The organism is Gemmatimonadota bacterium (assembly GCA_009841265.1).
In the GTDB taxonomy this organism is placed as follows: domain Bacteria; phylum JAAXHH01; class JAAXHH01; order JAAXHH01; family JAAXHH01; genus JAAXHH01.
The window spans coordinates 210,088-234,894 of record VXMB01000001.1 but is presented as its reverse complement, the minus strand read 5'-3'; the positions used below and the strand labels follow the sequence as shown (position 1 = coordinate 234,894).

Here is a 24,807-nt window from a genome sequence, read left to right as displayed (position 1 = left end):
TAAATGATTAATCACGCGAACCGGTGTCAGACCACTACGGCGCGCCGGTGATCAGCGCCCTTCCGCGATGCCCAGTCCGAGGATCCGGTCGGCGTTGCGCCAGAGGATCTTCTCACACACATCGGGGGCGATGTGCCCCTCGTCCCGCCGGGCACGGATCCACTCGATATGCTGGAAATCGAGCTCGGCGTCCGTGTGATCGAGTCCGAGCAACAGGCGGTCCTGGAATTCGTCCAGGAACTCGAAGGTGAAGGCCGGGTCGCGGGTCAGGGCATTGAAACCGGAGCCCGCCGACAGGTCGCCGCACAGGTTGGGATAGGTCCTGAACAGCCGGAGCAAAGTACCGCCGGGCGCGACCGGCGTCCTGGAATAGCCTTCCTTCCCGTCGGCCGTCAGGTCGCCGCTGATCTCGCTCCAGAAGGAGGCGCTGTGTCCGAAGAAGCGCAGGTTCGGAAACCGCTGCAGGGCCTTTTCGAACCGCGGAAATCCCAGTTCGTCGATCAGTCCGTACGTGACCGCTTCCGGCGGCGAGGTATGGAAGGTCACCGGCAGGCCCACGTCCTCGCACGCGGCGAAGAGATTCCATAGCCGGGGATCGTCCCAGTACACCCGGCTGGTCAGTTCCCCCACGCCCCTGGCACCGCGGGCCACGTACTGATCCAGCACATCGCGGAACGCGTCCACGCTGTCCAGGTCGCACCTGCGCACGTCGAAATCGCAGAAGGGGATGAACCGCCCGGGATAGAGCCGGCAGATGTCGAAGACCTCGCCCATGCTCTGCGGTTCCCCGATCACCTCGGCGGACGTGAGCGGCAGGATCACCGCCTTGTCGATCCCCTTCTCGTCCATGCGCCGGACCTGCTCTTCGGCCGACATCATGGTCCGGCCGTTATTGCGTTTCTTCAGCACCGGCCAGCGGTAGACGTGGGCGTGTATGTCGATGACCATGGTGGTCCTTTTTATTACGCTACGGTCTTCAGTCGGACGGATGGGAGTTTCTTCAAACATTGATTGACCGGATCCACTTCAACGCCCGCAGATAACAGCGCGGTAGTACCGAGTTGTGGTTCGGCACCTGGTTCGCCAAAGATCACCGTTCCACCGACTTTTTCGCCCATCACTTCGAGCGTAGCCACGGTGATATCCACCGAAATCTCGCTGCCGTCTGCCAGCGTATAAACGCGTGTCGACCTTGGCTTCAGACCGATACTTTCAAGATACGGCCGAGGGACGAGAGTGTCGGTGACGCCTGTGCCCACCTGGAACAGTCCCTCCCAGTACTTCCGTGCATCCGCGGGGTTGGTGATCCTGACCCGGGCATGGATCGTACCCATTTTCGTGACTCCTTCCGGCAAAGCCCGTCGTGTTCGTACAACCGGTTTCCGGGGACGGCTGGCATGTGCGCGCTCAGTCCCCCAGTCCCCACACCTCCTCCGCCGTACCCCCCAGCAACCGGTCTTTCTCCGCACTCGTAAGGAAGTCGTACCCCTCCCGGACCAGTCGAAGCTCGTCGGCCAGCGAAAGCCAGTTGTGCTTCACCCTGTGATTGCCCGGGTACCCGGTGCCCCACATAGCCCGTTCCACTCCAAAGGCGTCCAGGAGCGCGCGGACAAATGGGTGCATGTCGCGGAAGGGGAAAGGCTCCCGAGACCGTCCCTTCACGTCCGATATCTTCACGAACATCCGGTCGTGCCGGGCGAGGTCGAGTATGGGCTGAAAAACCTCCATCCCGGTTTCCGGGTCGGGATATCCCATGTGGTCGATGATCAGCGTCATGTCCGGATGGCGCCGGGCAATCTCGTCAACCTGTGGGGTGTCCCCGGGCTTCATGTGGAACTGGACCACCGCGTCCCGTGCGGCGAGTTCCTCCCACATGGCCCGGTTGCCCTCAGCCACGAGAATCTGCTCGTCCGGATAGTAGAAGGGGTGGAAACGGAAACCGACCAGCCCCCGGTCCTCCATCCAGTACCGGACCTGCTCCGCGTTCCCTTCGGTATCCTGTGGGTCGATCAGGCCGTGCCCCACGAACCGGTCCGGAAACCGGTCCACGGAATCGGACATGTACCCGTTGTCCCAGGTCGACCACGACGTCTGCACCAGCACGCTTGCATCCACCCCGTTGGCGTCCATGTCCTCGATCAACTCGTCGGCCGTGCCGGGCTCGTCCGGTTCCGCCGTCCACGTCGGCGCGGTGGGCCCCACCGGGTACCGGGGCGGGTCGATCTCCCAGACGTGTACGTGGGTATCGACGATCATGGAGCGCTTCCTTTTCTATGTCATTGACTAACGAATATGATAGTTGATTAGGATTTATATCCGGCAAAGTGCGAGTTTTTCTTGAAAACTCACGACTAATGCAATTATAGCGAAGACAAAGCGAACTCACGTGAATGAACCATACATTTGAAACGAGGTAATCAATATGACTGCCATGCCTGCTATGCTCGTATCAGAGCAGATTCTTTTCGAAAGGTCTGCGCTTAACATACCAACCGATCCTATGCAGGTACTCAAACTGGTATACCTGTCTCATGGTTGGGTGTTAGGGATACACAGCGAGCCGTTGATCGGTGAACCGGTGGAAGCATGGACTTACGGGCCGGTTGTGCCGAGTGTGTATTTCACGTATAAGCGCTTCGGCAGAAACCCCATAACAGACGACACGCAGGATGTGAGTTTCGGTTTTACGGATGAGCAACTGTATATCATACGAGCGGTACTGGATCTATACAAAGATACTCCGGGTGCGACCTTGTCGGCTATCACACATAAAAAGGGTAGTCCCTGGGATATCACATTCCATAAATACGGAACCGGTTCGATTATACCCAATGACCTTATAAAGAACTACTACAAAGCCCTGATCGGAAATCAACAGTGAACGTTAAGCCAAGAAAAGAGACGGCAGATCCGGCACCCGCCAACCAGAATCAGGAATCGAAAACCTTATTCGATGACGCGGAGATGCTTTCCTATCGAGAGAAACAGGAAACTATCAATAGAGATTTTGAAAGTCGGATAAGCAGGTTATCGGGTTATTCGGATTTCTTTTTCAAATTACTCGGACCAACTGTCGCGATAATAACGGCCATCATCAGTTTGGTTTTGCACTTCATTCCAACCAGGTGATTCAGTCCCGAGTTTACCAGAACGCCGTCCAGTCAGCAAGCGTGCGAGCCGGGCCCATGACGCGGGATCCGTTCAGACATTGCACGTGTCATAGGCCGCCTGCATCGCGGCCAGCGGGTCGCCCAGGGGCACGAACTCGTGGCCCACGAACCCCGCGTAGCCGGTCTCGGCGATGGCGCGCATGACGGGCGGGTAGTAGATCTCCTGGGTCTCGTCGAGGTCGTTCCGGCCGGGGTTGCCCGCCGTGTGGAAGTGCCCGATGTGCGCGATGTTGTCCCGGATGGTCCGGATCAGGTCGCCTTCCATGATCTGCATGTGGTAGATGTCGTAGAGCAGCTTGACCCGCGGCGAGCCGACCCCCTCGCAGACGGACACGCCCCAGTCCGTGTAATCGCACTGGTAGTCCGGGTGGTTCACCTTGCTGTTGAGCAGTTCCATGCACAGGGTGACGCCCTTCTCTTCGGCGGCCTTCGCGGCGCGCAGCAGGCCCTCGATGCAGTTGTCTCGGCCTTCGTCGTCGGACTTTCCCTCCCGGTTGCCCGAGAAGCAGATCAGGCCGGGTATGCCGTACGCGACGGCCTGGTCCATGTTGGCCAGCAGTTCGTCCTCGATACGGTCGTGGTTCTCCCGCTTGTTCAACCCGTCGGGCAGGGAAGCATGGCCCACGACGATGGCGATGTCCATGCCCGCGTCGCGCACCAGGTTCCAGTGCTCTTCCGGCAGCATCTCGACGGATGCGTAGCCCATACGCGCCGCTTCCCGGATAAGCGATTCCGGGGTCAGGTCGCCCCGGTTGAAACAGCCGAAACAGATGGACTGCCTGATGGTGTTCATTTAAGTCTCCTGTCAGATGTGGCGTGCCGTCATCCGTACGCGCCGTGCTCCAGGAACCCGAACAGGCGTTTCTGGCGGGGATCGGCGTCCCGGTACACGTGCTCGGGCATGGTGTAGTCGATGAAGGGGAAGTACTTGTGACCAATGACGCGCCGCGCGTAGGTGATCTGGGTGATGTACCGCGTGCGGTCGCTCCGGTTCGGCCCGCCCCGGTGCCAGACCTGGTTGTTGAACATGGCCACGCTGCCCGCCGGGCCGAGGTTGTAGTGGATCCGGTCCTCCCACTCGGTGCCCTCCAGCGAATCGGGACAGGGGCGGCCGAAGAGGTGGGATCCCGGGATGACTTCCGTGCCGCCGTGTTCGGGTTCGGTGACGTCGGTGAGATAGTAGTTGCAGGTAAAGAAGAGGACCGGAAGTCGGATGTTCTGCGGAGGGTCTCCATCCGTCACCAGGAAATGCGGCGCGTCGTCCTGGTGCCACCGGAAGGACCCGCCGGGACGCGTCTTAAAGGAGTTGTTGTGGATGACGTGGCAGTTCTCAGCCACCAGCGCCTCGGCGAAGCTGACGATGGGTTCGAGATCGAAGAGGCGGCGGTTCGTCTCGCTGAACTCGAACATGCGGTGGCACAGCGCCATGTACTCGCTGACCGAATTGAGCCCGTTGGGGTTCTCCCGCAAGCCGTAGTCCAGGTCCTCGCGCAGGATTCCGCACCAGTCGGGCGGCAGCACGCTCTCCAGGAAGAGGAATCCCTGGCGGTTGAACGTATCGACCCAGTCCTGGATCTGCGCCGGTCCGGCGACTTTGCCACCCAGGGAGATTGTGCCGGAGGTCATGCCGTTTCCGATTTTGGCATTTAAGGTCACGTACAAAGCGAGTGTGTTTCTGCGTACGTAGCATCGAATAAAACCCGGCTGGAACGACAAGGCAAGGGTTAAGTCCGGCCGACCGGTGGCAGGTGAAATACTCCCGCTGGTGCGGATTTCTCTTGACCTTATTAAAATAACTAGTTATCTGACTAGTTAGATTATCGTTCTTCGATCCAAATGAGAACGTCGATCTTCGAACAGGCCACGGTATCATGGGCAGGGAATGGCAGGTCCAGGAAGCGAAGGCGAAGTTCAGCGAACTCCTCGAAACGAGCCGGGAGGAGGGTCCTCAGGTCGTGACCAAGCGGGGCGTGAAAACGGCCGTCCTGGTTTCCATCGAAACGTGGGAACGGATGGAGCGGTCGGCCCGGCTTGGCCTGAAGGACCTGCTGCTGTCGCCGGAAGCGCGCACCGAGTCCCTGACACCACTGCGGGAACGGCGTCGAACACGCGGGGCGGCAGACCCGGCAGACCCGGCAGACCCGGCAACCCCGGCAGACTCGGAATGACCCATGTATCTACTGGACACCGAAGTCGTATCGGAACTGCGCAGGAGAAAACCGCACCAGGATGCGCTGGAGTGGTTTTTGGGACTGGCCCCGGACCAGGTCTTCCTTTCCGCCGTTACCGTGGGCGAGATTCAGACGGGCATCGAGTTCGCACGGGCAAAGGATGCTTCCCGGGCGGCGGAGTTGGAATCCTGGATGGGCAAGTTGATGGATTCCCAACGCGTCCTTCCCATGGATACAGCGGTCTTCCGTGTGTGGGGAAGGCTTCTGTACCGCCGATGGGACGTCCGCATGACCGACGCCATGATCGCCGCGACGGCCGTGGTGCACCGGCTGACCGTGGTCACCGGGGATCCGGAATCCTATGACCAGCTCGGCGTAGAAACACTGAATCCATACGAGCAGGGTACTGCCGTCCAGAGGAGCGCCGGACATGTATGACGTGGATACCGCCCAGAGGAGCGCCGGACATGTATGACGTGGACGCCGTCGCCGCCTTCGACCGGGAGAACGTGGCGGATATCAAGGCCCGCCAGGGCCGGATCAACGAGGACGGGCGCGCGGCCGGGCTGAAGATCACGGACGTGCGTACCTGGCGCGTGCTGATGCCGTGGCGGGGCACGAAGCGATGGGACGGGTCCGCGGAGGGGTTCTCATTCGCCGAATTCGAAACAGACCAGGGCCTGGTGGGCGTAGCCGAAGGTTTGTCCAGCGAGGCCGACGCGCTGCGTTCCCGGGTCCTGGGTAAAAACCCCTTCGAACCGGAGATCCGGGGGTTGATGGGCCTGGCCTACTGGGACCTGGCCGGCAAGATCGCCGGCAAGCCCCTCTACCGATATCTGCGGGAGGTCTTCGAACTGGATACTCCGGAGGTCACGAAGATCCCCATCGCGGCATACACCTGGTATCGCTTCCCCGACGTGAACGGCGAGCACGAGGTGACCTTCGACACCTATCCGCGGCACGTGAAGTCGCTCATGGAGGACGAGACCTTCCGGATCATCAAGCTGTCCATGTGCGATTTCGAACCCCATCGTTACGTCGAGCTCATCCACAACATCCGCGACGAGGCCGGCTTCGACGTGGACATCCGCGTCGATCCCCACGCGTCGTGGAGCGAGAGCGAAGCCCTGCGGTTCATGCAGGGAGTGGAGGACTGCCGGATCGAATGGATCGAGGAACCCGTCGGCGGCCGGTTCGAGAACATCTTCCGCGCCGGCCACCGCCTGCGGCTCATGAGCAGCATCCCCATTTCCTCCCATGTCTGGCTGCCGCCGCTCCGGCGGGATGCGGCGCCCCGTCCCTACGGCACCTACGTTTCCGGCCGTTACGGCGACGAGACGCTGGACCAGCCGCTGGACCTCGACGCCATGCGCCGCCACGTGCCCGCCGACGTGTCCGCGCCGGACGCCTACGCGGGGCCGCTGGCCCTCAAGCGGTACTACGACACCGCCCGGTTCATGGGCATGGAACTGGGCATGCACAGCGCCTACGAACTGGGCCCGGGAACGGCCATACGCCTCCACGTCGCCGCCTTCGCCTTCCCCTACACCATTCCCTACCACATCGTGCATGGGAACGGGACCATGCCCATGTCGCTCCACGGCCTGGACGCCCACTACAACCAGTGGATGGGCGACGTCATCAAGGGCGGCAAGATGCCCTACGAAGACGGTTGCCTCCGCGTTCCCGAGGGAACCGGCCTGGGCGTGGAACTCGACCACGACCTCCTCGACGAATACCGGTGGACGGAAGAGAAGCAGGATCTGCACACCCGCCACATCGAGGCGATCCGGGCGAACCATCTCGACCGGCTGGGCTGGCGCAAGGATCGGATGGGCTGGCTGCGGTAGACGAGGCGCGCCGCCAAGCCGACCGCGCCGCTGGGCCGACCGCGCCGCCAGGCTGACCGCGCCGCCAGGCTGACCGCGCCGCCAGCCGACCGCGCCACCAGCCGTCCACGCGGCCGCCGTCCCCTCAGTCCTTCCGCAACCCGCCTACCCTCCACAGCACGCTGACCACCCCCAGGCTGGCGATCCCGCCGCAAATCGTGAGGGCCAGGGGCGCGCCCGCGACCGCGGCCAGTCCGCCGACGAGCAGGCGGCCGGGCGGACCGCCGCCGATGGCGAGGACGAGGAGGCCCATGACCCGGGGCCGCATGGCGTCGCTGGACGTGCGGAGGACGATGGAGGACTGCATGATACCGAACCCGGTCTGCCCGACGCCCACCAGGATCAACATGATGAGCGAAAGCGGGAAGGACGTCGACAGGGCGAAGACCAGCGTGGCCAGGGCGTTCACAAGGGAACTGATGGTGAAGACCATGCCGTCGCGGTAGTGTTGGCCCAGTCGGTCGATGAGGGCGATGCCGAGGATGGAGCCGATGCCGGTGCCCGCGCCTAGGATGCCCAGTTCCAGGGGACCCAGGAAGAGGACGTCCCGGACGAAGACGGGCAGCAGGACCTGGTAGGAGAAGGCGAAGGCATTCATGATGAAAGTGATGATCAGCACGCCCGAGATCCTGGGATGCCGGCGGGAATATCGGTAGCCGAGGAGCAGGTCCTTCATGGGACCGAGCCGGCCCTTCTTCCGGCCCTTCCGGTCCGTATCGGCAGAGAGCCGGACGATCACGACGATCTGGACGACCTGCAGGAGGAAGAGGGCCAGGAAGCCGCCCTTGGTCCCGGCGAACTCGAGCAGGATGCCGCTCATGAGCGGCCCGATCAGCCGGGAGATATTCTGGGGCACCGTCTCCAGCACCATGGCGTCCGTCGTCCGGTCCTTGCCTACCAGGTCCGGGATGAGCGCCCGGCGGCAGGACCAGTCGTAGGCGCTGCCCAGGCCGATCAGGACGGAGCCGATGACGACGTGCCAGAAGGCCAGGTGGCCGAGGAGGGCGAGGACCCAGAAGAGGCCGATGACGATGCAGTTGATGAACTGGGCGTTGACGATCAGCCGGCGGTAGCTCACGTATCGGACCACCGTGCTGAAGAAGGGGCCGAAGAGCATGAACGGCGCCATGCGGCAGAAGCTGACCAGCGCCACCATGCCGGCCGAGTCGGTCATTTCCAGCACGACCCAGCCGACGATCAGTTCGTCCATCCAGCGCGTCTGCCACCAGATGCTGCTGGATATCCAGAGGTTACGGAAATCGGGGATGGAAAGCAGACGGGCCGCTTTCCAGCGTGAGCCGAGCCGGACGAACATGGACGCCCTGTGGAAAATCCTGTTGACGGGCAGGTGGGACCATCTATATTCCGATTTATCTGAACGATCGGCACCACCGAAAACCGGATCTCCTCGTCGTCTTCCGACAATTCGGTCCGCCGGTGATTCTGGGACAAGTAAGCCTTTCTATCGGCCACAGTCAAGCGTTCCGCATACCCTTTCGAACGCCATAATCACGCCTGCTCGAAATATGGGAGTGTCGTCATGAGCGACGAGCTTCGCATCCTGTCCATCGGTGCGCATCCGGCCGATATTTTCGACCAGTCGGGCGGCGCCATGGCTCATCACACCGCCCGCGGCGACTGGGTGGGATGCGTCGTGCTGACCCACGGCGCCCGCGTGCACGACAAGGTCATCAGCGACGACATGTTCCACGCGGATGAGGTGCCGGACGGGGACACCCTGAAGCGGATGATGGCGGAACGGTCCGACGTAAAGGCGGAAGAGGTGAGATCGGCGTGCCGGGCCCTCGGCGTGGAGGACGTCTATTTCATGGGCGCGGACGATGCCGTGCTCCTGCCCGACCGGCCGATCGTACGCCAGCTCGCCAGCCTGCTGCGGGAACTGAAGCCGGATATCATCCTCACCCATTTCCCCGACGAGGGCGGCGGCACCTGGAACCCCCACGCCGTGGCCGGCCGCATCGTGATGCTCGCCATGGGCCTGGCCGGTTCCGTCGACCCGGGCGACCGGCGCCCGCCCCACCAGGTGGCCCAGGTGTTCTACTGGGGCTGCGGCGGTGCGAGCCTGCCCAGGAACGTCTGGGACGCCCGCGGCGGGTACTACAACGACGTCTTCATCGACATCACGGACGTGGTCGACAAGAAGCTGGCGGCGCTGGACGCCCTGGTGAGCCAGGGCTACGGCGGCGCGTACGCGCGCAAGCGCATCGAGACGTCCGACGGGGCCTTCGGCAGCGCGGGACACGTCGCCTACGCCGAAGGATTTATTACGCTTCATGCCGAAACCCACTACTACTTCCCCGTCTCGTCCTACGCCCTGGAACGGGCACGCAGGTCGGACCACGAGAACATCGAGAAAGTCAGTTACAAGTACAAAGCATGAAGGAGATTACCATGCAACGGGTCGGGTTCATTTTGAAAGTCAAGGAAGACATGATCGAAGGCTACAAGAAGCACCACCGGGAGGTCTGGCCCGAGATGCTGGAGGCGTTGCAAGACGCGGGCTGGCGTAACTACTCGCTGTTCATGCGCGAGGACGGACTGCTCTTCGGCTACTGCGAGACCCCGGATTTCGAGAAGGCACTGGCCAGGATGGCGGAGACGGACGTCAACGCGCGCTGGCAGGAGTTCATGGCACCCTATTTCGAGAACCTCGGCGGCAAGCACGCCGACGAGAACATGGTGCCGCTGGAGCAGGTTTTCTACCTGGAATGACAGGTTTCTACCTGAAACAAAAGTAAAGCGCGCCCCCCGCGTGCAGGTTAATAAGGTAAAACAAGACCACTTGGACACCTCCACCCTCAATACGCCCGTCCTGACGCAAGACGAAAAGCGGCTGATCCGGGACATCACCGATTCGCTGAAGGAATGCAGGAATCCCGACGCCGCGCACCTCGACCAGGCGATCTGCGAGTCCATCGCCCGGTTGAGCGACCTGGCCAGGGTCATGAACGCCTATCCCTCCCTGCTGGAAAGCCAGTCCCTCGGCCAGCAGCGGCGGGATGCCGCTTCCCTCATCGAAGCGCTGTCCAACGCCACGCTCTTCACCGTCGACATGCTGCTTCCCATGCGGGCCGCGGTCGGGCAGGTGTACGTCATGGCGCGGCTGAACCTGTTCCGACTCCTGCACCAGGTGGTCCAAGAAGCGCTGGGCGGCCGGGACGAATTCACGGCCGTGGAAGACGCCATCGGCGCCCGGATCAGCCAGAGCATACACAACAAGGTGATCGAATCGCTGCTGATCGCCATCGTCTGCGACGACAACCTCGGCCGCGCGGTCCGCATCAAGGCGGCCACCGCCCTGACCCACCTCTGGGAGGACCGGTTCTCCCGCCGGATCGAAGCCTTCCTGCCCGTCCTCGAGACCACCTGGGAAGCCCGGCGGCAGACGACCGTTCAGCTGGGTACCCTCATGGGGGTTTCCGAGGTATTTGCCCTGATGCGCGCGGGTGGCGACATCCGGTTCCTCGACTATTTCTCCAGGAAGACCTGTCCGCCGGAGGAACTGCAGGCCTTTCGAGAGTTCCTCTTCAGCGTGTCCACCGAGGAACTCGAGTCCCTGGGCGACAAACTGATCGAGGGGCAACACAGGGAGACGTATCCGAGCGTCGATACCACCCTTTCCCTGCCGCCCACCTATCTCTACAACCATACGGCCACCGACTTCGTCACCCAGCTCTACCTGTTCTTCGTCAAGCGCCACCTCGAAGCCCACGCGCGGCGGATCCGAAACCTACCCGGTCCCAAACGCACGGCCGAAGAGTACGTCATGGTCTATTTCCTGGAGCAGTCCTGTACGATGGACGGCGACCGGGCCGAAGGGAGAAAGGACGACACGCAGTGATCAAACTCGGTTGCATGTCCTTGAGTTACGGCCACGCCATTTCCGAGGGCCGCATGGACCTGTTCGAATTCATCGACCACGCCCGTGAAATGGGCCTCGACGGGATCGACATCCATACCCGGGCGCTGGAATCGGAAGATGACGCGTACCTTCGGGACGTGCGCATGCGGTGCCTGCAGCGAGGGCTTGCCATTTCCTACCTGGGCATCAGCAACAACTTCGGGAAGCCGCCCGGGGAGATCGCCGCCGAGATCCAGATGGTCAAGCACTGGATCGACGTGGCCGCGCGGCTGAACGTGCCCCTGGTCCGGATCTTCGCGGCCTGGGACCGGGAGGACACGCCCGCGCGCGTCACCTGGTCCCGGATGATCTACGGCATCTCCGAGGTGGTGGATCACGGAGCCGCCCGGGGCGTGGCCGTGGGGCTTCACAACCACAATCACGGCTGCGTGACCCGCACCGGCGACGACGTCGTTCGCATCCTGAACCAGGTGGATCGTCCCACGTTCACCCATATCCTCGACACGGGCCAGTACGCCGGGTCGCCGGGCGCTTCGGGCAGCAGGGGCAACCCGGACCCCGCCTACGATTTCTACGGCAGCATGGAAAAGAGCGCGCCGTACGCGGCGCACGTGCGGGCGAAGTTCTACCGCATCCAGTCCGGCGAGGAGGAGTGGCTGGACTATCCCCGCATTCTGGGGATCCTGAAGCAGGTCGGTTTCAACGGCTGGATGTCGGTCGTCTACGAAGGGCAGGACGTCGAAGCCGAGGAGATCGCGGTACCCAAGGCCGTCGCCTACCTGCGGCGCCTGCTCGCCGAAAACGGCATGTGAGGCTGCGAGAGAAGCGACGTGATGTGCCGGCAGGAATCGGGGTTCAGTTCCACGGAGATGCTGCGGCGCCCGAGCGCGCGTGCGGCCAGGGCGATCGTGCCCTGCCCGGCAAAGGGGTCCAGGACCGTATCGCCCGCGTATGACCAGAGGCGGATCAAGCGCCTGTAGGGATGTTCGAGGTTATCGTCGGGCGTCCAGACGGCCTGGCGGCCCGCCCGCCATGCTGAAGAGGGAATTCTGCTTTCTTCCACGACGCCGGGCGCCGGTGCTTCGGATTCGCCGGGCTTCCGGTAGGCCAGGATGGTCTCGGCGTGCACCTTGGGCCGGCATCCGAGCGGAACGCGGGCATCCGCCGGTTCCTCCCGCACCGCCTTCCCCGGTTCGAACCAGTACCAGGTGGCCTCGTACTGAAATCCCGCCTCCTGCAGACTGCGGTGCGTATCCGCCGCAAGGGCGACCGGTTCATCCCGCCAGAGCAGGTCGGCGATCCAGACGATAATCGCCCTGCCGGGCATGAGGCACCGGTAACACTGCGCCCACACCTCGGAAAGCGAGGCCAGGAAGTCCGGATAGGTCTGGCCGAAACCGATCTGGTCCGGGTGGCCGTAGTCGCCGCTCTCCCACCAGGGCGGACAGGTCAGGACCAGCCCGGCGCACTCGTCGGGAATCGGGTCCATCCTGCGCGCGTCGCCTAGCCAGAGCCGGGACTGGTCGTCATCGTGGTAAAGGCGCATTGCGGGAAGTAAGGGCGGACGGCGGCCTTCACCGCCGAGTCAGGCTTCGGGCCAGATTTCGGCCAGGGCGCTTGAGATGATCACGGGACTGGGGCCGTCCACCCGGAAGCATTCCTCAGCCGACAGGGCTTCGTCCATGAGCCCGCCCGTCATGGACCGGGGCCAGCCGAACCACCGGTAGACCGCCTTCTCGTCGACGGCTCCGGCGGACTCCACGGCGCCCACGAGCAGACTGCGCATGGCGTGACGGCGGGTCATGGAAACGGCTTCCCTCGCCGTCTCGTCGGGCACCCACCGCTTAGTCAGCTCCCATACGCACGAGGCCGCGTCATGGACGTTCCTACCAGGCTGTCCGGACCGTCCAGGAACAATCAACCACAGCTTCTCGAGTTCCAGCAACGCCTTGCGGAACGTCCGCCCGTCCATGCGGACGGATCCTGCGAGCCGGTCCCGCAGCGCCCGCCCCGTGACCGGGCCGTCCCGTTCGATGCAGTCGGCCAGGCGGAACGCCGCCGGGGAGATCCGGTTGCGCTCCCGTGCGCCCCGGAAGCCTTCTCCTTCCATGGCCAGCAGGGCCGCCCAGTGCTTCCGGGCGACGAGCGTGGGCCTGCGCTTCACGAAGGTGCCGAACAGGCAGGGAACGGCTTCGGGCAGGTCGCTCAGCCAGATACTGGCGATGCCCTGTCCCGTGCTGATCCCGTTACCGTTGCCGGCAAGGCCGGTCCTGCCGTCTATGGCCTCCTGGATACTGGGTAGTTCGGTGCCGGAGTAGACCGAGACGAAACACCGTTCCAGGATGAACTCGCCGGCCTGTTTCCTGCTCTTCAGACGGCGGGAAGGGGACAGGCGGTGGTTTTCGGTCACACGTCCGCGGACGCCGTCGGGCAGCATGGGAAACAGTTTCGACTTGCTGAGTATGGACATGTACGGCGCTTTCTGCGGGTCACGCGGCGGTCTGCGCGGCCAGGGCCGCCCCAATGATCCCGGCCTGGTTCCTCAGCCGGGCGGGGACGACCTCGGTATCCACGGTGAAGCACGACGAGAACTTCTCGTACTTGTTGCTGGCGCCGCCGCCCACGATGATCAGGTCCGGGCGGATCAACTCGTCCAGCCTGCACAGGTATTCGTTCACCCGACCGCCCCATTCCTCCCAGCTCAGGCCCTTCGCCTTCCTAACGCTTTCGGCGGCGTATTTCTCCGCGACGCGGCCTTTCATCTCGATGTGTCCGAATTCCGTGCTGGGCACGAGCGTGCCGTCGACGAACAGGGAGGTGCCGATGCCGGTTCCCAGGGTCGCGATGACCACCACACCGTCCCGGTCTCTGCCCGCGCCGTACCGCATTTCCGCCATGCCCGCGGCATCCGCGTCGTTCAGGAAAACGACCGGCCGGCCGGTCGCCTTCGCCATGCGTTCTGCCGCGTTGACACCGATCCAGGACGCGTCGATGTTCGCGGCGGTCCGCACCGTACCGTGCTTGATGACCGCGGGAAAGCCGAATCCCACGGGACCCTGCAGGTCGAAGTGCCGGACGATCTCCGCCGCGGTCTCGATCACTTTCTTTGGCGTGGCCGGCCTGGGGGTGCCGATCCTGAAGCGTTCCGTCTCGAGTCTTCCGGATTCCAGGCAGACCGGTGCGCCTTTTATGCCCGTTCCGCCGATATCGATCCCCAGAAGACTCATGCGGGTTCACCTTCCGTCGATTCTTCTTCGGCCTGGACGGCATCGCGGTCGCGTGGGGACGTGATCCGCCAGTAATAGCCGTCCGGGTCCAGCATGCGGAAGTCCGTGGCGCCCCAGGGTTGCTCTGTCAGAGGTTCGTGTATGGCCACCCCGGCCTGTTGCATCTTTGCATGGAACTGGCCGATATCCGAGATCTCCAGGACCAGTTCGACTCCCACGCCGCGGGCGAGCGACTCGACAGGCTGTTCCCCCGGGTCCGGATACCAGAGCAGTTCGTCGGTCTTCAGTCCGAGGACCAGTTCGTTCCGCTGGAGCAGGATGTAACCGGGATCGTTCGACAGTTCCTTGAAGCCGAAGGTCTCCGTGTAGAATGCCGCGGACACCTGCAGGTCCTTCACGGCAAGGTTCACCTGGAGTCTCACGGACTGACTCTGGACCTGGACCTGATCGGCCCGGGGGCCGCGGGAAGTGAACTGGACGGTATACGCCACCTGGTCGCCGACCTGCAGCAACGAAAACTGCCCGTCCGTAATGTTGGATCGATGGAAAAACAGGTCTTCGTTCTCCGGGGTGTTGATGAACCCGTAACCCCTGGTGTGGTTCAGCCTGGTGATCGTACCTTGCGGCATGACTGTCCAGTCCCGGTTCCTGGGAACCGCCTTGGAAGAAGACCCGGTCTATCGTAAAGAGGAGGTGGAATCTGGCAAGACCATGCCGGCCATTCCCACCCGAGGCATGCATGGCAAAGTAGATGAACGCTCGTGCTTTGCCTGCCTGAAACAACATACCGGCCAACCCCGGGAAAGGAGTCGCCGGCGAAGTTTCATGTTAGGTTTGCGCAACAGGTCAAGTCAAGGGTTTTCTTCTTCCCTCGCGCAGGTACATGGCAGGTACATAGAGGTTGACAACCGGCGGGGGTTAGCCTAGACTATCCGGAGTGTCCGGACGACGAAAAACACCCGTAGCAACAGGGCCTTCCCGCTGACCAGGGCCCATAACCGGGACCCATAACCGGGTCCCTTTATTGACATGCGCCTTATACATTTCAAATCGATATTGCTGGGTGCGCTGATCTGGTGCGGATGCGATCAGAACCTGCGTCCCTTGCCCGAAGACGGCGGGCAGGCGTCCGGCAGGTCCTTCGTGGAGGCGCAGCGGCCGATCGACGGCAGCCGGGTGGCCGGCCGAAGCTTCGAGGAAGGTCAGCCCACCACGCCTCCGGCAGGCGGTACGAGCGTATCGGGTACCATCGACATCACGCCGGAACTCTTCGCGCGGCTCAGGGGCTCGGAGACCATGTACGTCATGGCGAGACGAAGCGAGAACGGTCCGCCCATGGCCGTCAAGCGTTTCAGGAGCCTGCGGTTCCCCATGCCGTACACGTTGAGCGGCGCGGACCAGGCCGTCCAGGGCCCGTCCTTCTCCGGAGAAGTCACCATCGTCGCGCGCATCGACCTGGACGGGAACGCCGGCGTCCCGCAGGCCGGCGACATGGAAGGGATCAACGCGCGGGTGGTCGTCGGAGACTCCGGGGCGGACGTCGTCATCGACCGGCTGTACTAGTCGCCAACCAAATGATGAATGCCGAACTGCTCACCGCACCTGAATCCCTCCGGCGCCTCGTCCTCGACCTGCGCCAGATGGAGACCTTCATCGAGGACCCCCTCGTCGTACAAATGGCGGACGGGGTCTGGTACGAGGACGTGAACGGACGGCGGATCCTGGACGGTCTGTCGGGCATCTTCACCGTGAACGCCGGCCACGGCAACCGGAGGATCATCGAGGCGATCAAGGCCCAGCTGGACACCATGGCCTTCGCGCCTCCGCTCCACGCCACCAGCCCGCCGGCCATCGAGCTGGTCCAGCGGCTGGCGGAAGTCACGCCTGAGGACCTGAACACCATCAAGCTCCTGTCCGGCGGATCGGAGGCCACCGAGGCGGCCATGAAGCTGGCGCGGCAATACCACCGGCAGACCGGCAACCCGGGCAAGTTCAAGGTGATCTCGCGGTTTCACGGGTACCACGGCGCGACCATGGGGGCCCTGTCGGCCACGGGCACGCGCCGGCGCAAGACCATGTTCGAACCCACCCTGCACGGTTTCCTGCACGTCCACCCGCCGACCTGCTACCGGTGTCCCTATGAAAAGACCTTCCCGGATTGCGAGGTCTTCTGCGCCCGGACAGTTGAGGACCTCATCGAGCTGGAAGGCGCCGAGACCATCGCCGCGCTCATCCTGGAACCCGTGGGGAACACCGGGGGGATCATCATGCCGCCGCCGGGGTATCTCCCCGAGCTCCGGGATATCTGCGACCGGCACGGAATCCTCCTGATCTACGACGAGATCATCACCGGCTTCGGCCGCACCGGCAGCATGTTCGCGGCCCAGACCTTCGAGGCGGCGCCCGACATCCTCTGCATGGGCAAGGGCATGTCCAGCGGATACGTGCCCCTGGCGGGGATCGCCTTCCGGGATTCCATCGCAGACGCCTTTCTCGGTCGCGAAGAGGACGAGGTCGAGTTCTCCCACGGCCACACCTACGGCGGCAACCCGCTGGCCGCGGCGGCCGGACTGGCGAACCTGGCGGAGATCCGGGAAAGGGACCTGTGCGCCCGGGCAAGCGAGACGGGCGCCTATGTCCGGCAGCGGCTGGAGGAACTGCGGGAATTCGGCATCGTGGGCGATATCCGAGGCTGCGGCCTGCTGGCCGGCGTTGAATTCGTGGAAGATCCCGATACCCGTACGCCCTTCGATCCATCGGTGAAGTTCGGCGTGCAGGCCGGCCATGCCGCGCTCGAAAAAGGGCTGCTGACGCGCTTCGATCCCAACTGGATCGCCCTGGCGCCGCCGCTTGTCATCAACCGGGAAGAGACGGACCTCATGCTGGACATATTGGCGGACAGCATCCGGGAAACGGTAAAGGAGTTGAAGACGTCATGAAACTTGATTCCAACCTGTCGCGCCGGGGATTCATAGGGGGAACGCTGCTGGGAGGACTGGCTGCCCTGTCTGCCGATCCGATGGTGATGGCGCAGGCCCTGGTGTCGGGCAAGAAACCGGAGGATATCCAGGGTCATGGTATCGCACCGGGCTACGTGAACCTGTCGTCCAACGAGAACCCCCTGGGACCGTCTCCGCGGGCCGTCGAGGCGGTCGCCGCGCGCATTTTAGACGTGAACCGCTACCACTGGAGTTTCATGCCGGACCCAGTGGAAGCCCTGATCAACGCCCTCGAACGGAAACACGGGTTGCCTGTCACCACGACGACGTGGGACAACTGGGAAGAGGTTACGAAAGACCGCCGGATGATCCTGAGCGCGGGTTCCAGCATGATCCTTCACTCGGTGGGTCTGGCGACGGTCCGGGACAAGGCGGAACTGGTCCAGGCCCAGCCCGCCTACTTCGATACGGCGGATGTCTGGAGACGGTTCAAAGAAGAAGAAGGCGCCGACGTCAAGGTCAACTACGTCCGACTGACCCGGGACCTTCGGCACAACCTGAACGCCATGTACGAAAGGATCAACGACAACACGACGGTCGTGGTCGTGACGAATCCCAATAATCCCACCAGCACCGTGGTGGAACATGACGCGCTGGCGGATTTCGTCCAGTCCGTGCCGTCACACGTCACGGTGTTCATCGACGAAGCGTATATCGACTATACGACCGATCCCGGCTACCGCGACGCGATGTACCTGACGCTCGAACACGACAACGTGATCGTATCCCGGACATTCTCCAAGATCTACGGCCTGGCGGGCATGCGTGTCGGGTACGCCGCGCTCTCGCCCCGGCTGAGACGGAAGCTGTCGCTCTACAACCTGGGCGGCCCGCCGGGCAACCTGGGCGTGTACGCCGCCATCGCCGCGCTGGACGACCACGGGCACTACGAGCGCAGCCGGAGGGCTGTGGACGAAGGCAAGGCCTACCTGGGCGAGGCCTTCGAACGGCTGGATATCCCGTATACGCCCAGCGATTCCTGCTTCGTCCTGTTCAGGCTCGGGGACAAGGCCGAAACCGTGTTCAACGCGCTCCAGGAGCGCAACGTCTGGATCGGCGACGCCATGTGGTGGGGGCTGAAGGGGCATTTGCGCGTGACCGTGGGCACGCCGGACGAGAACGAGGCCTTCATCAACACGCTGGAAGCGGTGTTGTAGCGCGGCATTCGGGCGAGACACGGGTCCCATGGACAATCCGGTACTGAAATTCGCGGACGTCCCGTTGGATCGGGTGGAGGAACGGCGCGGCGATCCGGAGTGGCTCGCCGGACGGCTGGCCCTGGACGACACCTGCTTCATACCCGTCTGGCGCGATCTGAGCCTGATTGATGACGAACGTGGGGCGTCCCTGCCGTCCGCGGTCATCTGCGGGGGTTCCTCTGACGCGGCCGGCGCGACCGGAGTGGCTGGTCCGGATGACCCGAGCGGTCCGTCCGGCGCGGACGTGCTGGCGGCCAGTTGCGAAACCGTTTTCCTGGGTATGGAAGGAGACCGGGCCGTTTTCGCGGTGGACCTCTCGGGTTCCGATGAAGAAGATGCGGTCGCGGCGGCCGGGGGCCGGGGGAAGTTCCAGGACCTCTGGCGCGCCGGTCCGTCGATCGACGCGCGCGGGGCCGCGCTCATGGCGTATGCGCGGGGGATGCTGTACTGGCACCGCGAGAACCGGTTCTGTGGCCGATGCGGCCACGCCACCGAAAGCCTGGAAGGGGGCCGCCGGCGCCGGTGCACGGACGTGGATTGCGGCAGGAACGCCTTTCCTCGTATCGACCCCGCGGTGATCACACTGGTGGAATACCGGCCGGAAGACGGCCGCCCGCCCATGTGTCTCCTGGGCAACCACCACAGGCCGCCGCCGAACGTGTTTTCCACGCTTTCCGGCTACACGGAGCCGGGGGAGAGCCTGGAGGAAACCGTGGCCCGGGAGGTGTTCGAAGAAGTCGGCGTCCGCGTGAGCGCGGCGCACTACCAGGCCTCCCAGCCCTGGCCCTTCCCCTCGTCGTTGATGCTGGGTTTCCGCGCGCGGGCGGCATCCACCGCCATCGTGGTAAACGCGGAGGAACTCGTGGAGGCTCGCTGGTTCACCGCAGAGGAAGTACGGGCCTTCGGCGAGTGGGGCGACGAGTCGGCGTCCTATGCCCTGCCCCGCCGTGATTCCATCGCCCGGTTCCTGGTCGACTCCTGGGTGTCCGAAGTGACCGAACGCTGAAACAATCAAGGCGTCCGGCATCTTGAGGTGGAGCGCCGCCGGCCGCCATCGAATCCAAATATGGAGCGCAAAATGGAAGACTACACGTCCCTGGTCCCCTACTACACCTTTCCTTCGGATTCGCTCGAGGCGCAGGAGGCCGCGCTGGCGGACAATCCGCTTCTTCAGCGGCTCAACGCGTCCCGCAGGAGCTACGAGGGAGATCCTCACCGGCCCGCGTACCACTACGTGAATCCCGAGGCCATGCTCAACGACCCCAACGGCCTGTGCTTCTGGCAGGGACGCTGGCATCTTTTCTACCAGGCCTATCCTCCGGAGGACACGCGCCAGCACTGGGGCCACGCCATATCCGACGATCTGGTCCACTGGCGCGACCTGCCCTACTGTATCTATCCCAACCCGGAGCGCTGCTGTTACTCGGGCGCCGCGCTGGTGGAGGAAGAACGCGTGATCGCCATGTACCACGGCACGGTCGCGGGCAACATGGTCGCCGTTTCCAGCGATCCCCTGCTGCTCAACTGGGAGAAGGTCACCGAAGGCCCCGTCATCCCCATGCCGCCGAAGGACGGTCCGCCCGCGCCATACAACGTGTTCGATCCGTGCATCTGGAAGAAGGACGGGGTGTACTATTCGCTCTCCGCGGGCACCAAGCCGACAGGGCCGGCCGGCAAGAAAAGGCGTGCCAACTACCTTTTCCGCTCCGAGGACCTTGCCCGCTGGACCTACCTCCATCCCTTCGTAGAGGACGACGACTACACCCTGGTGGGGGACGACGGCGCCTGCCCGTACTTCTGGCCCATCGGAGACCGCCACATCCTGCTCTTCTTCAGCCACATGAGCGGTCCCCAATACCTGATCGGCGACTATGACACGGATCGGGACAAGTTCGTCGTCACCTACGGCGCCAAGTTCAATTTCGGCGCGTACAAGCCGTCCGGGCTGCACGCACCTTCGGCCACGCCGGACGGCAAGGGCGGGCTCGTCGCGATCTTCAACATGAACCACGGCAAGCCGACGGAGGGGTGGAATCAGATCATGTCCCTGCCCCGTCGCCTGACCGTCGACGGCGACGACCTGTACCAGGAGCCGGTCGAGGCCCTCGAATCGCTGCGGGAAGCCCCGGTCCGGTTCGACGGCTTCAACCTTCCGGCCAACCGGGAGGTCGTCCTGCCCGCGCCGGAGGGCGGCAACACCATGGAGTTCGAGGTGGAGATCGACCCGGGATCGTCGCCCATGGTGGAGATGAACGTGCTGCGGTCGCCGGACCGGGAGGAGTTCACGCGCATCGCCTTCTACCAGGGCCGCGGGTTCCACGGCGGGAGCCTGCTTTCCGTCGATACCTCCTACGCGTCCACCGCGCCCGATGTCCTGTCCCGCGCGCCAGAGACCGCGCCGCTGGCGTTGGAAGAGGACGAAACCCTGAAACTGCGGGTGTTCGTCGACCGGAGCGTCGTGGAGGTCTTCGCCAACGGCCGCCAGTGTGTCGCGCTGCGGGTCTATCCCGATCGGCCGGACAGCACGGGCCTGTCCTTCCGTTCCCAGGGCGTCGACAGCCGGGTCCGGTCGCTCCGGGCCTACAAGATGAAATCGATATGGACCTGAACCACCCGTAGCACCGGAGGACGGCCCGCATCAGGCCGGCTGGCAACGAAGGGCGCCCTGGCATCAGGCCGACAGGCATGGAGGAAAGCATGGCCACCGTGGATGGTATCGAACTGCGGCAACTCGTTTGCAACAACGCCTTCGAACCCCGATGGGAATCCTATACGCTGGACGATCTCGGACCCGATGAAGTCCGCGTCCGCAGCAAACTCTCCGCGGCGAAACACGGGACGGAGAAGGGCGAGATCACGGGAGAATCCATCTATTGCAGCGTGCCCATGGACCCGGACGGCCGGGTCTTCGACCGGTCGCGGACCCATTCGTACGACTCGACGGCCTGGAAGCCCGTGGGCAATACGACCGTGGGTACGGTCATGGCCGCCGGCAGCGAAGTCGACGATCTGAAGGAGGGCGACCGGGTATACGGCTACGGCGGATTCAGGCCGGTCCACCAGGGCCGTCACTTTAAGCCGCTGCTCCCGGGGTTTAGCGAGGAGGCGGCCTGTTGCATGGATCCCGCCGACTTCGCCCTGGCGGCCGTGCGGGACGGGCAGGTGCGGATTGGCGAGCGGGTCATCGTCTTCGGCATGGGCGCCATCGGGCTCTTCACCGTCCAGTTGGCCCGGCTGTCCGGCGCGGTCGACGTGGTGGCGGTGGACCCGATCGCCCGCCGGCGCGAACTGGCACTGCGGCACGGCGCGACCATGGCGGTCGATCCGAAGGAGGTCGGCGATTTCGGCATGGCATCCCGCGAATGGCTCGAACACGGCGCGGATGTCGCCATCGAGGCCAGCGGGAGCTACCACGCGCTCAACCAGGCGATCCGGGCCACCCGGTACGCGGGGCGGGTGGTGCCCCTGGCCTTCTACCTGGGGGACGCGAAGGGACTTTACCTGGGCGAGGAGTTTCATTTCAACCAGATCGACATCGTCTCGGCAAGGGCATGCAGCCGCCCGCAGCGGAACCTGTTCTGGGAAGAGGACCGTATATTCGAAACCCTGGTCCGCCTATTCCGGGAGGGTACGCTCCATCCACACGGTCTGCCCGATCCCGTCGTGACACCCGACGAATTGCCGGAAGCGTACGGCAAGATGCGGCACGCGCCGAACGAGGTGATCAAGGTGGCTGTGAGGTGGCCGTAAGACGACCGTAAGGCATCGAGGAAAGGGAGGTCGAGGTCCATGGGCCTGGAAAAGCAACTGACGAGCGCGGCGTGGTCCGGCGACCTGGACGCCGCGAAAGCCCTGCTGAAGGAAGATCCGGAGGCCGCCCGGCACTGGCAGCCCATCATGACGGCCGCCTTCACGGGGAGTACGGAGATCGTCAGGCTGCTGGTCGAACACGGCGCCGATCCCAACGTGATCAGCCGCAACAACCATCGGCACCGTCCGCTGCATCGCGTGCTGGAACACAAGAAGACGATACCCAAGGGTCCGCACCACTTGGAAACCGTGCGCGCCTTGCTCGAACTCGGCGCGCGCATCGATCTGCGGGGCGGCCATGGCCGCATGACGGCGCCTTGTCTCGCCGCCGTGGGCGGGGAGATCCAGTTCCTGCCGGTGCTCCGCGAATACATCGAGGAATGGGATATCTTCACCAGCGTGGCCCTGGGCGAGGCGGATCGCGTCCGGGCGCTCCTGGACGGGGACGAAGGCCTGGTCGACGCGGTGGACGAGAACCGGTGGCGGCCCCTGAACTACGCCGCGGCTTCAAGCGCGGGCCGGGACGACGCGGCGGTCGCCGCCCGTCTAGAAGCGATCGTCGTGTTGCTCCTGCAGCGGGGCGCCGAGGTCAACCGGCCTCCCCCGCCGCTGACCTCCGCCATCGGCAACCGGGCCATGATGCAGGCGATGCTGGACGCCGGCGCGAAACCCGATCCCGGCCTGGTCAACGCCCTGTGGAGCGTGGATTACGATTCGGTGGAAATGCTGCTGGCGGCCGGGGCGGACATCCGGCATCCCGCGGTGGACGACACCCTGAGCGAACTGGTGCAGTACGGGACGTACAACATGGCTCGTTTCCTGGTCGACCGCGGCGCCAACGTGAACGGCGTCGACGATCACCGCGGACGCACCGCGCTGCACTGGGCCGCCGTCCGCGGCGCCGGGAAGCCATTCGTCACTTACCTGCTCGACCAGGGCGCCGATCCGTCCATCCGGGACCGGGACGGCGCCACGGCGCTGGACGTCGCCCGCGAGAAGAAAAGGAAAGCCATCGAATCCATGCTCCTGGAAAGAGGGCGCGGATGATCGGGATACGCCGGGCCGGCGAAGACGACTTCGAAGCCATCTGGTCCATCTTTCACCGGGTCGTCCGGTCGGCCGACACCTATCCCTATCCCCCCGATACGGACAGGGACCAGGCACGCGCGCTGTGGATGGCGCCGCCGAACCGGACCTACGTCGCGCTGGAAGGCCGCAAGGTGATGGGCACCTACTATATCCGTCCCAACCAGCCGGGCCAGGGCGCCCACGTGGCGAACGCGGGGTTCATGGTCGATCCGGACATCCAGGGACGCGGCGTGGGGCGGGCCATGGGTATTCATGCCCTCGAGGAGGCGCGCCGCGCGGGATTCCTGTCCATGCAGTTCAACATGGTCGTCGGCACGAACGACCGGGCCGTCGCACTCTGGCGTGACCTGGGGTTCTCGATCGTCGGCACCGTACCGGCCGCCTTCGACCATCCCGAGCACGGCCTCGTGGATGTACACATCATGTACCGGAAGCTGCAGGAAACTGACCCATGAAGCGGAACCTGATCGCCGTCCTGGTCAGCATCGCGGCCCTGACCGGCCTCGCGGCGCTGTCCGGCCTCGTTGCCTGTACCGAGCCGACGAATTCGAGCACCAGTCCCACCGATACGCAGGCGGGGAACGACACCACGACGGTCGCGGCAAAGTCCTATACCTACGAGGTGGTCCGGTCCTTCCCCCACGATACGGGCGCCTTTACCCAGGGCCTGGCGATCGCGGGCGAAACGCTGTACGAAAGTACCGGGAACTACGGCCAGTCCTCCCTGCGCCAGGTGGCGCTGCTGACCGGCGCGGTGGAACGGGTCCGCCGGCTGTCCGCGACGATCTTCGGGGAAGGCCTCGCCCTCTACGACGACAAGATCATCCAGCTCACCTGGAAATCGGGTGTCGGGTTCATCTACGACCGGGAGCGCTTCGAGCTGCTGCGGAGCGTGTCCTATCCCGGCGAGGGATGGGGCATCACCTACGACGGCGCCCGGTTCATCATGACCGACGGCTCGTCCAACCTGTACTTCCGCGACAAGGTGACCTTCGCGGAGACCGGCCGGGTGGTCGTGCGGGACGGAGACGGCCCGGTGCGCAACCTGAACGAACTGGAGTACGTGAAGGGCGAGGTCTACGCAAATATCTGGCAGGAGGACCGCATCGCCCGCATCGATCCCGAAACGGGCCGGGTCACGGGGTGGATCGACCTGGAGGGACTGCTCGAATCGGGCGGTCAGCATGGACTTGGCGAAGGGGGCGGCACGGTGGATGTGCTCAACGGCATTGCCTACGATGCCGCGGGGGACCGGCTGTTCGTCACCGGGAAGTGGTGGCCCCGGCTCTTCGAGATCCGGCTGGTCGAAAAACAGGACCCCTCCGGGTAACCGTTTACCCGGCCGATCCTGCCCTGTTCGACCAACGGAT

The 24,807-nt window shown here is 64.0% G+C and carries 25 protein-coding genes; 15 read left to right on the top strand and 10 right to left on the bottom strand.

The genetic code is table 11. The annotated features are described in order from the left end of the window. Nucleotides 1-51 precede the first annotated feature (51 nt). The 3 genes from F4X08_00935 to F4X08_00925 all read right to left on the bottom strand — a co-directional run bounded on the left by F4X08_00935 (nucleotide 52) and on the right by F4X08_00925 (nucleotide 2,256). Nucleotides 52-1,008 (bottom strand): amidohydrolase family protein, encoded by a 957-nt coding sequence (locus tag F4X08_00935; protein MYD24366.1) that lies wholly within the window; start codon nucleotides 1,006-1,008, stop codon nucleotides 52-54. Further along, nucleotides 963-1,334 carry a clan AA aspartic protease gene (locus tag F4X08_00930; GenBank protein MYD24365.1) on the bottom strand — a complete coding sequence of 124 codons (372 nt, stop codon included), beginning with the start codon at nucleotides 1,332-1,334 and terminating at the stop codon, nucleotides 963-965. The genes F4X08_00935 and F4X08_00930 overlap by 46 nt, the downstream gene beginning before the upstream one ends. Nucleotides 1,335-1,407: 73 nt before the next feature. Continuing rightward, a complete protein-coding gene (locus F4X08_00925) occupies nucleotides 1,408-2,256 on the bottom strand; it encodes an amidohydrolase (GenBank protein MYD24364.1) in 849 nt (282 codons plus the stop codon). A 166-nt stretch (nucleotides 2,257-2,422) separates the two neighbouring features. Here F4X08_00925 and F4X08_00920 point away from each other — a divergent pair, with 166 nt between their 5' ends. After that, nucleotides 2,423-2,881, top strand: coding sequence for a DUF4065 domain-containing protein (locus F4X08_00920; GenBank protein MYD24363.1), 459 nt, complete (start codon nucleotides 2,423-2,425; stop codon nucleotides 2,879-2,881). Between the two features lie 320 nt (nucleotides 2,882-3,201). Here the strand turns inward: F4X08_00920 and F4X08_00915 are convergent, their stop codons facing one another. Together F4X08_00915 and F4X08_00910 are read right to left on the bottom strand one after the other, a co-directional pair. Further along, nucleotides 3,202-3,963: a TIM barrel protein gene (locus F4X08_00915; GenBank protein MYD24362.1), complete on the bottom strand. Its 762-nt coding sequence runs from the start codon at nucleotides 3,961-3,963 to the stop codon at nucleotides 3,202-3,204. Nucleotides 3,964-3,992: 29 nt separating this feature from the next. Then, a complete protein-coding gene (locus tag F4X08_00910) occupies nucleotides 3,993-4,796 on the bottom strand; it encodes a phytanoyl-CoA dioxygenase family protein (GenBank protein MYD24361.1) in 804 nt (267 codons plus the stop codon). Nucleotides 4,797-5,041: 245 nt separating this feature from the next. On the opposite strand from F4X08_00910, the gene F4X08_00905 reads away from it, so the two are divergent. The 3 genes from F4X08_00905 to F4X08_00895 are packed head-to-tail and all read left to right on the top strand — an operon-like array spanning nucleotide 5,042 to nucleotide 7,191. Beyond that, nucleotides 5,042-5,338, top strand: a complete 297-nt coding sequence (locus tag F4X08_00905) for a type II toxin-antitoxin system Phd/YefM family antitoxin (protein ID MYD24360.1) — start codon at nucleotides 5,042-5,044, stop codon at nucleotides 5,336-5,338. Between the two features lie 3 nt (nucleotides 5,339-5,341). Beyond that, nucleotides 5,342-5,779, top strand: a complete 438-nt coding sequence (locus F4X08_00900) for a type II toxin-antitoxin system VapC family toxin (GenBank protein MYD24359.1) — start codon at nucleotides 5,342-5,344, stop codon at nucleotides 5,777-5,779. After that, on the top strand, nucleotides 5,776-7,191 hold the full coding sequence (locus F4X08_00895; protein ID MYD24358.1) for a hypothetical protein: 1,416 nt from the start codon (nucleotides 5,776-5,778) through the stop codon (nucleotides 7,189-7,191). The genes F4X08_00900 and F4X08_00895 overlap by 4 nt, the downstream gene beginning before the upstream one ends. Nucleotides 7,192-7,315: 124 nt before the next feature. On the opposite strand, the gene F4X08_00890 is transcribed toward F4X08_00895, so the two are convergent. Further along, nucleotides 7,316-8,545: an MFS transporter gene (locus F4X08_00890; GenBank protein MYD24357.1), complete on the bottom strand. Its 1,230-nt coding sequence runs from the start codon at nucleotides 8,543-8,545 to the stop codon at nucleotides 7,316-7,318. 225 nt (nucleotides 8,546-8,770) lie between these two features. On the opposite strand from F4X08_00890, the gene F4X08_00885 reads away from it, so the two are divergent. The 3 genes from F4X08_00885 to F4X08_00875 all read left to right on the top strand — a co-directional run bounded on the left by F4X08_00885 (nucleotide 8,771) and on the right by F4X08_00875 (nucleotide 11,925). After that, nucleotides 8,771-9,631, top strand: coding sequence for a hypothetical protein (locus F4X08_00885; GenBank protein MYD24356.1), 861 nt, complete (start codon nucleotides 8,771-8,773; stop codon nucleotides 9,629-9,631). Between the two features lie 11 nt (nucleotides 9,632-9,642). Beyond that, the gene (locus tag F4X08_00880; GenBank protein ID MYD24355.1) at nucleotides 9,643-9,963 is read left to right on the top strand and encodes an L-rhamnose mutarotase; all 321 of its coding nucleotides are present in this window, start codon (nucleotides 9,643-9,645) and stop codon (nucleotides 9,961-9,963) included. Nucleotides 9,964-10,116: 153 nt separating this feature from the next. After that, nucleotides 10,117-11,925: a TIM barrel protein gene (locus F4X08_00875; protein MYD24354.1), complete on the top strand. Its 1,809-nt coding sequence runs from the start codon at nucleotides 10,117-10,119 to the stop codon at nucleotides 11,923-11,925. On the opposite strand, the gene F4X08_00870 is transcribed toward F4X08_00875, so the two are convergent. From F4X08_00870 to F4X08_00855, 4 genes are read right to left on the bottom strand one after another with little or no spacing between them, the layout of a single operon-like run. Next, nucleotides 11,889-12,659, bottom strand: a complete 771-nt coding sequence (locus F4X08_00870; GenBank protein ID MYD24353.1) for a site-specific DNA-methyltransferase — start codon at nucleotides 12,657-12,659, stop codon at nucleotides 11,889-11,891. The genes F4X08_00875 and F4X08_00870 overlap by 37 nt on opposite strands. 39 nt (nucleotides 12,660-12,698) lie before the next feature. Beyond that, on the bottom strand, nucleotides 12,699-13,583 hold the full coding sequence (locus tag F4X08_00865; protein MYD24352.1) for a hypothetical protein: 885 nt from the start codon (nucleotides 13,581-13,583) through the stop codon (nucleotides 12,699-12,701). A gap of 19 nt (nucleotides 13,584-13,602) precedes the next feature. Then, nucleotides 13,603-14,340 (bottom strand): ROK family protein, encoded by a 738-nt coding sequence (locus F4X08_00860; GenBank protein MYD24351.1) that lies wholly within the window; start codon nucleotides 14,338-14,340, stop codon nucleotides 13,603-13,605. Continuing rightward, the gene (locus tag F4X08_00855; GenBank protein MYD24350.1) at nucleotides 14,337-14,969 is read right to left on the bottom strand and encodes a hypothetical protein; all 633 of its coding nucleotides are present in this window, start codon (nucleotides 14,967-14,969) and stop codon (nucleotides 14,337-14,339) included. The genes F4X08_00860 and F4X08_00855 overlap by 4 nt, the downstream gene beginning before the upstream one ends. Nucleotides 14,970-15,422: 453 nt before the next feature. On the opposite strand from F4X08_00855, the gene F4X08_00850 reads away from it, so the two are divergent. The 8 genes from F4X08_00850 (at nucleotide 15,423) to F4X08_00815 (ending at nucleotide 24,767) form a co-directional block, all read left to right on the top strand. Beyond that, nucleotides 15,423-17,279 (top strand): aspartate aminotransferase family protein, encoded by a 1,857-nt coding sequence (locus F4X08_00850; GenBank protein MYD24349.1) that lies wholly within the window; start codon nucleotides 15,423-15,425, stop codon nucleotides 17,277-17,279. Next, complete coding sequence (locus F4X08_00845; GenBank protein ID MYD24348.1) at nucleotides 17,276-18,496, top strand: aminotransferase class I/II-fold pyridoxal phosphate-dependent enzyme; 1,221 nt, start codon at nucleotides 17,276-17,278, stop codon at nucleotides 18,494-18,496. Before F4X08_00850 ends, F4X08_00845 begins: the two co-directional genes overlap by 4 nt. Before the next feature lie 28 nt (nucleotides 18,497-18,524). After that, nucleotides 18,525-19,544 carry an NAD(+) diphosphatase gene (nudC, locus tag F4X08_00840; GenBank protein ID MYD24347.1) on the top strand — a complete coding sequence of 340 codons (1,020 nt, stop codon included), beginning with the start codon at nucleotides 18,525-18,527 and terminating at the stop codon, nucleotides 19,542-19,544. A gap of 72 nt (nucleotides 19,545-19,616) precedes the next feature. Then, entirely contained in the window at nucleotides 19,617-21,146 is a 1,530-nt protein-coding gene (locus F4X08_00835) for a glycoside hydrolase family 32 protein (protein ID MYD24346.1), read from the top strand. 77 nt (nucleotides 21,147-21,223) lie between these two features. Beyond that, complete coding sequence (locus F4X08_00830; protein MYD24345.1) at nucleotides 21,224-22,288, top strand: zinc-binding alcohol dehydrogenase; 1,065 nt, start codon at nucleotides 21,224-21,226, stop codon at nucleotides 22,286-22,288. Nucleotides 22,289-22,327: 39 nt separating this feature from the next. Then, a complete protein-coding gene (locus tag F4X08_00825; GenBank protein MYD24344.1) occupies nucleotides 22,328-23,395 on the top strand; it encodes an ankyrin repeat domain-containing protein in 1,068 nt (355 codons plus the stop codon). After that, nucleotides 23,392-23,892, top strand: a complete 501-nt coding sequence (locus tag F4X08_00820; GenBank protein MYD24343.1) for a GNAT family N-acetyltransferase — start codon at nucleotides 23,392-23,394, stop codon at nucleotides 23,890-23,892. Before F4X08_00825 ends, F4X08_00820 begins: the two co-directional genes overlap by 4 nt. After that, nucleotides 23,889-24,767: a glutaminyl-peptide cyclotransferase gene (locus F4X08_00815; GenBank protein MYD24342.1), complete on the top strand. Its 879-nt coding sequence runs from the start codon at nucleotides 23,889-23,891 to the stop codon at nucleotides 24,765-24,767. Before F4X08_00820 ends, F4X08_00815 begins: the two co-directional genes overlap by 4 nt. The last annotated feature ends 40 nt before the right edge of the window (nucleotides 24,768-24,807 follow it).